Raw genomic sequence first — 11,566 nt, forward strand, 5'->3', positions numbered from 1 at the left:
AATGCGTTCCCCGATCCTCGCGCTGGCCCTGCTGGCGACGCTGTGCGCCTGCGGCAGCGAAACGCCCGCGCCCGCCACGGCAGGCAGCTCGCCGTCCCCTGCCGCCGAAGAGGCGCCGCCGGCCTTCGAGGATCCCGGCGTGGTCGAGGAGACCGCCGAGTACCCGGCGTTCACCGGCACCACGGTGGATGGCCGGCCGTACGACCTGGCCGCGCTGCGCGGACGCTGGGTGGTGGTCAACTTCTGGGCCACCTGGTGCAAGCCCTGCCTGAAGGAGATGCCGGAGCTGTCGGCGCTGCACGCCACGCGCGAGGACATCGAGGTGGTCGGCCTGGCCTACGAGGAGATCGAGGCGGCGGACATGCAGGCCTTCCTGCAGGAGCACCCGGTGGCGTACCCGGTCGTGGTGCTGGATCCGTACGCGCCGCCGGGCGACTTCGCCACGCCGCGCGGGCTGCCGATGACCTATCTCATCGATCCGGAAGGCAAGGTCGCGCGCCGTTTCCTGGGGCCGGTGACCTCGGCCGACATCGAGCTGGCGGTGGCCGGAAAGGCGGAGGGCTGAACCATGGACGCGGCACGTTTCCTGGTCAGCGGCCGGGTGCAGGGCGTTTACTACCGCGCCTCCACCCGTGAGCAGGCCCAGCGCCTGGGCCTGGACGGCAGCGCGGTGAACCTGCCCGACGGCCGCGTCGAGGTGATCGCCGCCGGCGCACCGGAAGCGATCGACGCGCTGGAGCAATGGCTGCGCCAGGGTCCGCCGACGGCGAAGGTCGAGGCCGTCGAACGTTATCCGTACCAGGAGCGGGTGCCGGACGGCTTCAGCGTCGGCTGAAAGTCCTCAGGCCTCGCGCAGCCGCGGGCGCAGGCCGGCCAGGTTGCACGGCCGGGTACGCGCGTCCAGCTGGTGGACGATGATCTTCTCCCAGGCCGTGCGGCAGGCCGAGGTCGAGCCGGGCAGGGCGAACAGGAAGGTGGCGTTGGCCACGCCGGCGAAGGCGCGCGACTGCAGCGACGAGGTGCCGATCTCGTCGACGCTGATGGCGCGGAACAGCTCGCCGAATCCGGGCATTTCCTTGTCCAGCAGGGGCAGCAGCGCCTCGGGCGTGGAATCGCGGCCGGTGAAGCCGGTGCCGCCGGTGACCAGGATGCCGTCCACCGCCGGTTCGGCGATCCAGGCCGAGACCAGGGCACGCAGGCGGTAGCGGTCGTCGGGCAGCAGCGCGCGGGCGTGCAGCCGGTGGCCGGCGGCCTGCAGGGCGCCGGCGAGGTAGTCGCCGGAACTGTCGTTCTCGAGGGTGCGCGTGTCGGACACGGTCAGCACGCACAGCTGCAGCGGGATGAAATCGGTCTGGGCGGTCATGCCCCTAGCCTAGCGCGGGTCGCGCCGGCGGCGCTTACTCGGAGGTCAGCCGCGCCAGCTCGTCGGCCTGGTATTCCTGCTGCAGGCGGCTGACCAGCGGGTCCAGGTCGCCTTCGAGGATGTTGGGCAGGTCGTAGAGGGTCAGGCCTTCGACGCGGTGGTCGGTGATCCGGCCCTGCGGGAAGTTGTAGGTGCGGATGCGCTGGCTGCGGTCGCCGCTCCCCACCTGCAGGCGCCGGCTCTCGGCCTGCGCGGCCTGCTGCCGGCTGCGCTCGGCGTCCAGCAGCTGCGCCTTCAGCCGCTTCATCGCCTTGTCGCGGTTGGCGTGCTGGCTGCGCTCGGTCTGGCTCTCCACCACCAGGCCGCTGGGCAGGTGGGTGATGCGGATGGCCGAGTCGGTCTTGTTGACGTGCTGGCCGCCGGCGCCGGAGGAGCGGAAAGTGTCGACCTTCAGGTCGGCCGGGTTGATCGTGATCTCCTCGATCTCGTCGGCCTCGGGGATGATGGCCACGGTCGCCGCCGAGGTATGGATGCGGCCCTGCGACTCGGTGGCCGGCACGCGCTGCACGCGGTGGGTGCCGGACTCGAACTTCAGCTTCGAGTACGCGCCGCGGCCGACGATACGGGCCACGATCTCCTTGTGTCCGCCGTGCTCGCCCGGGTTGTCGGATTCGACCTCGACCTTCCAGCCCTGGCGTTCGGCATAGCGCGCATACATGCGGAACAGGTCGCCGGCGAACAGTGCGGCCTCGTCGCCGCCGGTACCGGCGCGCACCTCCAGGAACAGGTTGCCCTCGTCGCGCGGATCCTTCGGCACCAGCAGCAGGGCAAGCTCGCGGTCCAGCACCTGCAGGCGCTCGCGCGCGGCGGTGATCTCCTCCTGCGCCAGCTCGGCCAGCTCCGGGTCCTCGCGCATGGCCTCGGCCGCGGCCAGGTCCTCGCGCGCGCGGGCCTCGGCGGCCAGCGCGGTGGCCACCGGCTCGAGCTGGGAAAACTCGCGCGACAGGTCGCGGAAACGCGCGGGGTCGCCCATCACGCCGGGATCGGCGAGCAGGCGTTCGAGTTCTTCGCGGCGCTCGGCCAGCGCTTCAAGCTTGCGGCGCAGGCTCGGGGTCATCGGGCAGTCTGGGCGGGGGAAGGTTGGCGGCCGCCGGATGCGAATACGGGGCGCTGGCGGGGAACAGGCGGTCGGCGGCGCGCACCAGCCCGGTGTCGCCGGCCAGCGCGGCCTCGCGCAGGGCGGCGGTCGGCGGGTGCAGCAGCCGGTTGGTGAGGGTGTGGGCGAGGAACTGCAGCACTTCGTCCGGATCGCGCCCGGAGGCCAGCTGCTGGCGGGCGCGGGCGAGGATCTCCTCGCGGGTGGCGTCGCCGAGCGCGCGCAGGCGGCGCAGGCTGTCCTGGTGCTCGCTGGCGCGCACCGTCCCCATGAATCGCGACACCTGCAGGTCGATGATGGCCTCGGCCGCCTCGGCGGCCTCGTGGCGACCGCGGCGGTTGTCCTCCACCGCGCGTTCCAGGTCGTCCACGGTGTAGAGGTAGGCATCGTCCAGCCCGGCCACGCCGGCCTCGATGTCGCGCGGCACCGCCAGGTCGAACAGCAGCATCGGCTTGCGCTTGCGTACCGCCAGCGCGGCCTCGACCTGGGTGCGCAGCAGCACCGGATCGCGCGAGGCGGTGGCGGAAAACACGATGTCGGCCTCGGCCAGGTGGCGGTCCAGCTCGGTCAGCGGCAGGGCGTAGCCGCCGTGGCGCTCGGCCAGGTCCTGGGCGTGGGCGAGGGTGCGGTTGGCCACCAGCAGGCGACGTACGCCGCCCTTGGCGAGGTGGCGGGCGGCCAGTTCGATGGTCTCGCCGGCGCCGACCAGCAGCACGGTCGAGTCCGGCAGCGGCGCGAAGGAGTCCTGGGCCAGGCGCACCGCGGTGGAGGCCACCGAGACCGGGTTCACGCCGATGCGGGTGTCGGTCCGCGCGCGCTTGGCCACCGCGAAGGTCTGCTGGAACAGGCGGTCCAGGCGGCTGCCGAGGGCGCCGTGTTCGCGCGCCTTGGCCCAGGCGTCCTTTACCTGGCCGAGGATCTGCGGCTCGCCCAGCACCATCGAGTCCAGGCCGGTGGCCACCCGGAACAGGTGCCTGACGGCGTCCGCGTCCTGGTGGCGGTAGAGGTAGGCCGAGATGCCGTTGCCGTGCCCGTCCAGCCAGTCGGCCAGCACCTGGCCGTCCTCGGCCATCGCGTAGACCTCGGTGCGGTTGCAGGTCGACAGCAGCGCAGCCTCCGTCACCCCGGGCAGGGCCCGCAGCGCGGCCAGGGCGCGACCGAGCGCGTCGCCGGCAAAAGCCACCCGCTCGCGCAGGTCGACCGGCGCGGTCTGGTGGTTCAGCCCGAGGAGCCAAAGCGTCATGTTCAGGTGCTTGCGTTAATCTGCTGGCTTGTTTGGGCCGCCATTTTACGGCCCGGTGGGTGCCAATGCCCGGATTGAAGAATTCCAAGCGCGCGCCGGCGCCGTTCCCGGGCGCCGAGCGCAGCCGGCGGACCGTCCGCCGGTGCGTGTTGCCGTTGCTGCTGGCCCTGGGGCTGGCGCCGCTCGCCCACGCCGACCAGGCCCGCCAGGCCGACCAGGCCATGCCGGCCGAGACCCTGGCGCCGCTGATGGCCGGCGAGTTCGCCCTGCAGTCGGGCCAGCTGGACGAGGCCGCGCGCTGGTACCTGGACGCGGCCAGGGCCGCCGAGGGCGACGTGCCGCTGGCCGAGCGCGCCACCCGCATCGCCATCCTCGCCAACGACGACGGTCGCGCCGCCGAGGCCCTGGCCCTGTGGCGCGCCCGCGCGCCGGAGTCGCCGGGCATGCGCACTGCAAGCGCGACCCTGGCGCTGCGTGCCGGCAAGTTGCGACAGGCGGGCAGGGACCTTGAGGCCCTGCTGGCCAGCGAGGACCCGCGCGGCTGGCGTTTCGCCGCGTCCGCGCTCAATGGCGGCCGCGACCCGCAGGCCATCGCCCGCGTCCTGGACCGGCTGGTCCGCCGCGGCGCGATCCCGGACGACATCGCGGCCTGGCAGGAATTCGGGCGCATGGCCCTGCGCCTGGACGAGCCGAAGCTTGCGCGCCGGATCATGGACCAGGTGGTCAGGCGCTTCCCCGGCGAGCCGCGGGTCGTCCTGCTGCGGGCGACCCAGCTGCAGCAGGCCGGCCAGACCGCGCAGGCACGGGAGATCCTTGCCCAGGTCGAGCCGCTGGCCCGGACCGATCCGGAGATGCGCGCGATGCTGGCGATCGCCTACGAGAGCGTGCGCGACCTCGCTTCCGCCGCCCGGGTGATGGCCGAGGGGCAACAGGACACCACCACCTACGGCGTGCGCGCGTCGCTGCTGGCGCGCGCCGGCGACAACGAGGCGCTCGGCGTGCTCTATGCCGAGCTGGCCGAGGACGCGTCCCGCCCCGACCCCTCGCGCAGGCTCCTGCTTGGCCGCATCGCCGAGTTCCTGGAGCGCCCGGCCGAGGCCCTGGGCTGGTACCGCGGCGTGGCCGGCGGGCCGCAGCGGACCGAGGCCCGGATGCGCGCCGCCGTGGCCCTGCACAACCTGGGGCGGCGCGAGGAGGCCTATGCCGAGGCGCGCGCGCTGCAGGACGACGCCGGCGTGGCCGACGAGGTCCGCCGCGACGCCTACCTGCTGGAAGCGGAGATGCGCCAGCGCGAGGGCGACCACGAAGGCGAGCTGGAAGTGCTTGGCCGCGGCATCGCGGCCTGGCCCGACGATCCGGCCCTGCTGTACGCCCGCGGCCTGGCCTGGGAGCGCCAGGACCGGATCGACCGCGCCGAGGCCGACCTGCGCCGGGTCCTGGTCACCGACCCGGAGAACGTGGCCGCGCTCAACGCCCTGGGCTACACCCTGGCCGACCGCACCGACCGCTACCGCGAGGCGCTGGAACTGATCGACCGGGCCCGCACCGCCGAGCCGGACAACGCCGCCATCGTCGACAGCTACGGCTGGGTCCTTTACCGGTTGGGGCGTTCCCAGGAGGCGCTGGTCGAACTGCGCCGGGCCTGGGGGCTGATGAAGGATCCGGAGATCGCGGCCCACCTGGGCGAGGTGCTGTGGACCCTCGGTCGTCGCGCCGATGCCCGTCGCTACTTCGAGGAGGCGCGCGCGCTGGATCCGGAAAACCGCGCCCTGCTGCGCGCGCTGGAACAGTTCGGGATCACCCTGCCGCCGGCTGCCGCCGGCGGGCAGGGCGCGTCCACGGATGCCGGCACACCGCGCCCGGCCCCGGAGGCGACTCCATGATGGCGCGCCCCCGCCGGGCGGGCCTGCTGCCGTCCCTGCTGCTCCTCGGGGCCTGCCCCACGGCGCCCTCGGCGCGCGCGCCCGCCGTTCCGGCCGCGGAGGCCGAGCGCCAGCAGGCCCAGCGCCGCGAGGCGCTGGAGGCGCTGCCGGCCTGGTCGCTGCAGGGCAGGGTGGCGATCACCAGCGGGCAGAAGGGCGGCAGCGGCCGCCTGGAATGGTCGCAGCAGGATGGCGATTACCGGGTCTCGCTGAGCGCCCCGGTGACCCGGCAGAGCTGGTCGCTGGCCGCGCATCCGGATGGCGGCGCGGTGCTGGAGGGGGTGGAGGGCGGCCCGCGCCATGGCGCGGATGCGTCCCTGCTGCTGCGCGAGGCCACCGGCTGGGAGATTCCCGTCCAGGAACTGGCGTGGTGGGTCCGCGGCCTGGAGACGCCCGGCGCGGCCGGGGTCGAATACGGCCCCGACGGGCGCCTGCAGCGCATGCGGGCATCCGGCTGGGACATCGAGTACCAGGAGTGGCTACCCCCGCAGGACGGCTTCCCGGCCATGCCGCGGCGGCTGCAGGCCGAGCGCGGCTCCGCCCGGGTACGGCTGGTGGTGGACGGGTGGAGCGCGCCGTGAGCGCCTGGACCGAGTGGCCGGCCCCGGCCAAGCTGAACCTGTTCCTGCGCATCACCGGGCGCCGGGCCGACGGTTACCACGAGCTGCAGACCGTCTTCCGCCTGCTGGACTGGGGCGACACCGTACGCCTGCGGGTCCGGGAGGACGGGCGCATCGTCCGCCATGGCGAATCGGTCCCCGGGGTCGCGGAAGTGGACGACCTTGTCGTACGTGCTGCCAGGCTCCTGCAATCGCACGCCAATTGCCCGCTTGGTGCCGACATCGTCGTCGAAAAGCGCATTCCGGCCGGGGGTGGTTTCGGTGGCGGTTCGTCCGACGCTGCAACCGTCCTGCGTGCGCTGGACCGGCTCTGGGGCCTGGACCTGGACGAGGATGTGCTGGCCGCCCTGGGCCTGCGCCTGGGGGCGGACGTGCCGGTGTTCGTGCGCGGGCGCAGCGCCTGGGCCGAAGGGGTGGGGGAGAAGCTGCATCCCGTGGAGCTGCCACCGGCCTGGTACGTGCTGGCCGATCCGGGCGTCCACGTGCCCACCGCGGCCCTGTTCGGTGACCCGGATTTGACGCGTAATGCCCCGCCCGCGAAAATAGCCGACTTCGTTGCCGGATCCGTGCTCGACAATGCGTTCGAGCCGGTCCTGCGCCGCCGCGAACCGGCCGTCCAGGCTGCCTTCGACGCGCTGGCGCAGGTCGGCAGGCCCCGCCTCACCGGGACCGGCAGCGGATGCTTCGTCGAGTTTCCAGACCGTGGCAGTGCCGAGTCGGCGCTGGCGCGGTTGCCTCGCGGGCTGCGGGCCTGGCTCGCAGCCGGCGTGGACCACTCGCCGCTGGTGGCCGCGCTTGCGCGCCCGGTGGCAGTGGAACCCTGACACAGGGGCGTCGCCAAGAGGTCCAAGGCACCGGGTTTTGATCCCGGCATCCGCAGGTTCGAATCCTGCCGCCCCTGCCAAGGTCACGCGGCCCCGTCCGCGGGGCTTGGATGCAAGACGCCGCATGGACTGCGGCTTGTTCACAACCCCTGTCCACCAGCAGATCCGCGAACCGCCGCCGGGATGAAGACGATGCAAGAAGACCGCAACCTGCTCATCTTCAGCGGCAACGCGAACCGGCCGCTGGCCGACAGCATCTGCCGCCAGCTGGGCGTCCGCCCGGGCAAGGCCCTGGTCTCCACCTTCTCCGACGGCGAGGTCCAGGTCGAGATCGAGGAGAACGTCCGCCGCCAGGAAGTCTTCGTGATCCAGCCGACCTGCGCGCCGGCGGCGGAGAACCTGATGGAGCTGCTGGTGCTGATCGACGCGCTCAAGCGCGCCAGCGCCGCCTCCGTCACCGCGGTGGTGCCGTACTTCGGCTACTCGCGCCAGGACCGCCGCCTGCGTTCCTCGCGCGTGCCGATCACGGCCAAGGTCGCGGCCAAGATGTTCACCGCGGTGGGCACCGACCGGGTGCTGACCGTGGACCTGCACGCCGACCAGATCCAGGGTTTCTTCGACATCCCGGTCGACAACGTCTACGCCTCGCCGCTGCTGCTGGCCGACATCTGGCGCGCCTACGGCACCGAGAACCTGATCGTGGTCTCGCCGGACGTGGGCGGCGTGGTCCGCGCCCGCGCGGTGGCCAAGCGCCTGGACGACGCCGACCTGGCGATCATCGACAAGCGCCGCCCGCGCGCCAACGTGTCGACGGTGATGAACATCATCGGCGACGTCGAGGGCAAGACCTGCGTGATGGTGGACGATATCGTCGACACGGCTGGTACCCTGTGCGCCGCCGCCGCCGCCCTCAAGGCGCGCGGCGCGACCAAAGTCGCCGCCTACTGCACCCACGCCGTGCTGTCCGGCCCGGCGGTGGACAACCTCAACAATTCCCAGCTCGACGAACTGGTGGTGACCGACACCATCCCGCTGTCCCCGGCCGCGCGCACCTGCCCGCGCATCCGCCAGGTCAGCGTGGCCGAGCTGCTGGCGGAGACCATACGCCGCATCGCCTTCGGCGAATCGGTCAGCTCGCTGTACGTCGACTGAGGGCGCCGGCGCGGCGCCCGTCACGCCCGGCCGGAAGGCCGGGCTTCCCCACGGGACGGCAATGCGGAATCGGCACGGGCCGATTCCGGATTCCCGATCCGCGGGAACCACAGGACTCGCCTGGTCGCGGGCGAGTCATCCGGGGCGCCGCGAGGCGTCCCCTGCAGCGGGGCTATTCCCCGCAAAACCTAGAGTGATCTTGAAATGGCACATGTTATTGAAGTCGAACGTCGCGAAGCCCAGGGCAAGGGTGCGAGCCGCCGCCTGCGTCGCGACGGCAAGGTGCCGGCCATCGTCTACGGCGGTGACCGCGCTCCGGCCAACATCCAGCTGGACCACGAGAAGCTGTGGCTGGCCCAGCAGAACGAGTGGTTCTACTCCTCGATCCTGGACCTGAGCCTCAACGGCCAGATCTACAAGGTCCTGCTGCGTGACCTGCAGCGCCACCCGTACAAGCAGCAGATCCTGCACCTGGACTTCCAGCGCGTCAGCGAGAACGAGGTGCTGCGCGCCGCCGTGCCGCTGCACTTCGTCAACGAAGCCAAGTCCCCGGCCGGCAAGACCGCCGGCGTGGTGATCATGCACGAGCTGACCGAGGTGACCGTGGCCTGCCTGCCGAAGGACCTGCCGGAGTCGATCGAAGTCGACCTGTCGGACCTGGCCGTGGGCGCCGTGGTGCACCTGTCGGAGCTGAAGCTGCCGGCCGGCGTCGAGCTGCCGCAGCTGAAGCTGGGTCCGGACCATGACGTCGCCGTGGTCGTGGCCAAGGCCGCGCAGGGTGGGGCCGAAGAGGCCGCCGCCGAGGGCGAGGAAGAGGCCAAGTAAGCCCGTTGCGTCCCGCCCGGTCCGCCGGGCGGGACCTCGGCTGTTCCAGTGATGGCGGAAATTCGTCTCATCGTCGGCCTGGGCAACCCCGGTCCCGAGCACGCCCACGACCGGCACAACGCCGGCTTCCGCCTGGTCGATACCCTGGCCGAGCGGCAGGGCGCGCGCTTCGGCCTGGATTCGAAGCTGTTCGGCGAGACGGCGCGGGTGCAGATCGGCGGCCGCGATGTCTGGCTGCTCAAGCCCGCCACCTTCATGAACCTGTCCGGCAAGTCGGTCGCCGCCGCGCTGCGGTTCTGGAAGATCGAGCCGGAGCAGGTCCTGCTGGTCCATGACGAGCTCGACCTGCCGCCGGGAACCGCGCGGCTGAAGTTCGACGGCGGCCACGGCGGCCAGAACGGACTGCGCGACACCATCCGCCTGCTGGGCCACGGGCGCTTCCACCGCCTGCGCATCGGCATCGGCCATCCGGGCCACAAGGACCGGGTCGTCGGCTGGGTGCTGGGCAGGCCGGGCAAGGACGACGATATCCTCATCGGGCGCGCCATCGACGACGCCATCGACGTGCTGCCGCTGGTGGTCAACGGCGACGTCAACGAGGCGATGAAGCGCCTCCATACCTCGAAACCGTAATTGGTGATTGGTGATTCGTGGAAGCCGCGAATCGCCAATCACGAATCACGGATCACGGATCTACCCATGGGCATCAAATGCGGCATCGTCGGCCTGCCTAACGTCGGCAAGTCGACCCTGTTCAACGCGCTGACCAAGGCGGGCATCGCCGCCGCCAACTTCCCGTTCTGCACCATCGAGCCGAACGTGGGCGTGGTGCCGGTGCCGGATCCGCGCCTGAACCAGCTGGCCGAGATCATCAACCCGCAGAAGGTCGTGCCGACCGCGGTCGAGTTCGTCGACATCGCCGGCCTGGTCGCCGGCGCCGCCAGCGGCGAGGGCCTGGGCAACAAGTTCCTGTCCCACATCCGCGAGGTCGACGCGATCGCCCACGTGGTGCGCTGCTTCGAGCACGGCGACATCGTCCACGTGGCCGGCAAGGTCGACCCGCTGTCGGACATCGAGACCATCGACACCGAGCTGGCCCTGGCCGACCTCGACAGCGTCGAGAAGGCGCTCAACCGCGCCGAGCGCGCGGCCAAGGGCGGCGACAAGGATGCGGCAGCGCGCAAGCCGGTGCTGCTGAAGCTGCAGGCGGCGCTGGCCGAGGGCAAGTCGGGCCGCAGCGCCGGCCTGGACGAGGAGGAGAAGGCGCTGGTGCGCGACCTGTTCCTGCTCACCCTCAAGCCGGTGATGTACATCGCCAACGTGCTGGAGGACGGGTTCGAGAACAACCCGCACCTGGACGCCGTGCGCGCCCATGCCGCGGCCGAGGGCGCCGAGGTGGTGCCGGTGTCGGCGGCCATCGAGGAGGAGCTGTCGCAGCTGGACGACGCCGACCGCGACGCCTTCCTGGCCGACCTGGGCCTGGACGAGCCGGGCCTGAACCGCGTCATCCGGGCCGCCTACAGGCTGCTGGGCCTGCAGACCTACTTCACCGCCGGCGTGAAGGAGGTCCGCGCCTGGACGGTCAAGGCCGGCGCGACCGCGCCGCAGGCGGCGGCGGTGATCCACACCGACTTCGAGAAGGGCTTCATCCGCGCCGAAACCATCGCCTTCGACGACTTCATCAAGTACCGGGGCGAGGCGGGTGCGCGCGAAGCCGGGCGCATGCGCCTGGAGGGCAAGGAGTACCGCGTGCAGGAGGGCGACATCCTGCACTTCCGGTTCAACGTCTGAAGTTAAAAAAAGTTGCAGAAACGCGTTGACAGATCGTTTCGGCATCACCAGAATAGCGGGCTGTTTCACCCCGGCAGCATTTGAGGTCGCGGTGGCAGATCCCGGAGGGATACCCAAGCGGCCAACGGGGGCAGACTGTAAATCTGCTGGCTTACGCCTTCGGTGGTTCGAATCCACCTCCCTCCACCAAGTTTCACGGCGGTACGGAACGACAAACGAGGTAAGGCCCGGGGCGGTAGGCCGGGAATGCGGTTCCCCTCGCGGGAGTAGTTCAATGGTAGAACCTCAGCCTTCCAAGCTGATGGTGCGGGTTCGATTCCCGTCTCCCGCTCCATTGCGCCGCCCCCGTGGTTCCGAAAACAGGTTTCCTGTGCTCACGTAGCTCAGTCGGTAGAGCACCTCCTTGGTAAGGAGGAGGTCGATGGTTCGATTCCATTCGTGAGCACCACTATTCGCGGGATTCCCGCAGGGGGCCCGGCAGGCGCCAGCCGCCGGGCCGCCAACAGAAGTCACCCAAACACAACGTCAGCGAGATAGGCAGCCATGTCCAAGGGTAAGTTCGAGCGCACCAAGCCGCACGTGAACGTCGGCACCATCGGCCACGTTGACCATGGCAAGACCACGCTGACGGCCGCGCTGACCAAGATCGGCGCCGAGCGTTTCGGTGGCG

General features: G+C 71.3%; 13 protein-coding genes and 4 tRNA genes. 14 read left to right on the plus strand and 3 right to left on the minus strand.

Going from position 1 to position 11,566, the window contains the following annotated elements:
* The first annotated feature begins 1 nt into the window (after position 1).
* Both CSC68_RS13610 and CSC68_RS13615 read left to right on the plus strand, forming a co-directional pair.
* Positions 2–565, plus strand: coding sequence for a TlpA family protein disulfide reductase (locus CSC68_RS13610; protein WP_162204151.1), 564 nt, complete (start codon positions 2–4; stop codon positions 563–565).
* A gap of 3 nt (positions 566–568) precedes the next feature.
* On the plus strand, positions 569–835 hold the full coding sequence (locus CSC68_RS13615; RefSeq protein ID WP_162204153.1) for an acylphosphatase: 267 nt from the start codon (positions 569–571) through the stop codon (positions 833–835).
* A 6-nt stretch (positions 836–841) separates the two neighbouring features.
* Here CSC68_RS13615 and moaB read toward each other — a convergent pair whose 3' ends face one another.
* Genes moaB through hemA form a run of 3 tightly spaced genes read right to left on the minus strand, consistent with a single transcriptional unit; the run spans position 842 to position 3,762 of the window.
* Complete coding sequence (gene moaB / locus CSC68_RS13620; protein ID WP_162204154.1) at positions 842–1,363, minus strand: molybdenum cofactor biosynthesis protein B; 522 nt, start codon at positions 1,361–1,363, stop codon at positions 842–844.
* 34 nt (positions 1,364–1,397) lie between these two features.
* On the minus strand, positions 1,398–2,480 hold the full coding sequence (prfA, locus tag CSC68_RS13625; RefSeq protein WP_162204156.1) for a peptide chain release factor 1: 1,083 nt from the start codon (positions 2,478–2,480) through the stop codon (positions 1,398–1,400).
* Positions 2,452–3,762 carry a glutamyl-tRNA reductase gene (hemA, locus tag CSC68_RS13630; protein ID WP_162204158.1) on the minus strand — a complete coding sequence of 437 codons (1,311 nt, stop codon included), beginning with the start codon at positions 3,760–3,762 and terminating at the stop codon, positions 2,452–2,454. The genes prfA and hemA overlap by 29 nt, the downstream gene beginning before the upstream one ends.
* Positions 3,763–3,917: 155 nt before the next feature.
* Here hemA and CSC68_RS13635 point away from each other — a divergent pair, with 155 nt between their 5' ends.
* The 12 genes from CSC68_RS13635 to CSC68_RS13690 form a co-directional block, all read left to right on the plus strand.
* On the plus strand, positions 3,918–5,645 hold the full coding sequence (locus CSC68_RS13635) for a tetratricopeptide repeat protein (RefSeq protein WP_425501260.1): 1,728 nt from the start codon (positions 3,918–3,920) through the stop codon (positions 5,643–5,645).
* Positions 5,642–6,265, plus strand: a complete 624-nt coding sequence (gene lolB / locus CSC68_RS13640; protein WP_162204161.1) for a lipoprotein insertase outer membrane protein LolB — start codon at positions 5,642–5,644, stop codon at positions 6,263–6,265. Before CSC68_RS13635 ends, lolB begins: the two co-directional genes overlap by 4 nt.
* A complete protein-coding gene (ispE, locus tag CSC68_RS13645) occupies positions 6,262–7,128 on the plus strand; it encodes a 4-(cytidine 5'-diphospho)-2-C-methyl-D-erythritol kinase (RefSeq protein WP_162204162.1) in 867 nt (288 codons plus the stop codon). The genes lolB and ispE overlap by 4 nt, the downstream gene beginning before the upstream one ends.
* 3 nt (positions 7,129–7,131) lie before the next feature.
* A tRNA-Gln gene (locus CSC68_RS13650) sits at positions 7,132–7,208 on the plus strand.
* A gap of 112 nt (positions 7,209–7,320) precedes the next feature.
* Complete coding sequence (locus CSC68_RS13655; protein WP_162204164.1) at positions 7,321–8,280, plus strand: ribose-phosphate diphosphokinase; 960 nt, start codon at positions 7,321–7,323, stop codon at positions 8,278–8,280.
* Positions 8,281–8,484: 204 nt separating this feature from the next.
* Positions 8,485–9,105, plus strand: coding sequence for a 50S ribosomal protein L25/general stress protein Ctc (locus tag CSC68_RS13660; RefSeq protein WP_162204166.1), 621 nt, complete (start codon positions 8,485–8,487; stop codon positions 9,103–9,105).
* Positions 9,106–9,156: 51 nt separating this feature from the next.
* Positions 9,157–9,738, plus strand: a complete 582-nt coding sequence (gene pth, locus CSC68_RS13665) for an aminoacyl-tRNA hydrolase (RefSeq protein ID WP_162204168.1) — start codon at positions 9,157–9,159, stop codon at positions 9,736–9,738.
* Between the two features lie 66 nt (positions 9,739–9,804).
* Positions 9,805–10,896, plus strand: coding sequence for a redox-regulated ATPase YchF (ychF, locus tag CSC68_RS13670; RefSeq protein ID WP_162204170.1), 1,092 nt, complete (start codon positions 9,805–9,807; stop codon positions 10,894–10,896).
* A gap of 103 nt (positions 10,897–10,999) precedes the next feature.
* A tRNA-Tyr gene (locus CSC68_RS13675) sits at positions 11,000–11,085 on the plus strand.
* 71 nt (positions 11,086–11,156) lie between these two features.
* Positions 11,157–11,230, plus strand: a tRNA-Gly gene (locus CSC68_RS13680).
* Between the two features lie 38 nt (positions 11,231–11,268).
* Positions 11,269–11,344, plus strand: a tRNA-Thr gene (locus CSC68_RS13685).
* A 95-nt stretch (positions 11,345–11,439) separates the two neighbouring features.
* On the plus strand, positions 11,440–11,566 hold a 127-nt coding region (locus CSC68_RS13690), incomplete at its 3' end, for a GTP-binding protein (protein WP_246191045.1).

The sequence above is a fragment of the Pseudoxanthomonas suwonensis genome, from assembly GCF_010093235.1.
In the GTDB taxonomy this organism is placed as follows: domain Bacteria; phylum Pseudomonadota; class Gammaproteobacteria; order Xanthomonadales; family Xanthomonadaceae; genus Pseudoxanthomonas; species Pseudoxanthomonas suwonensis.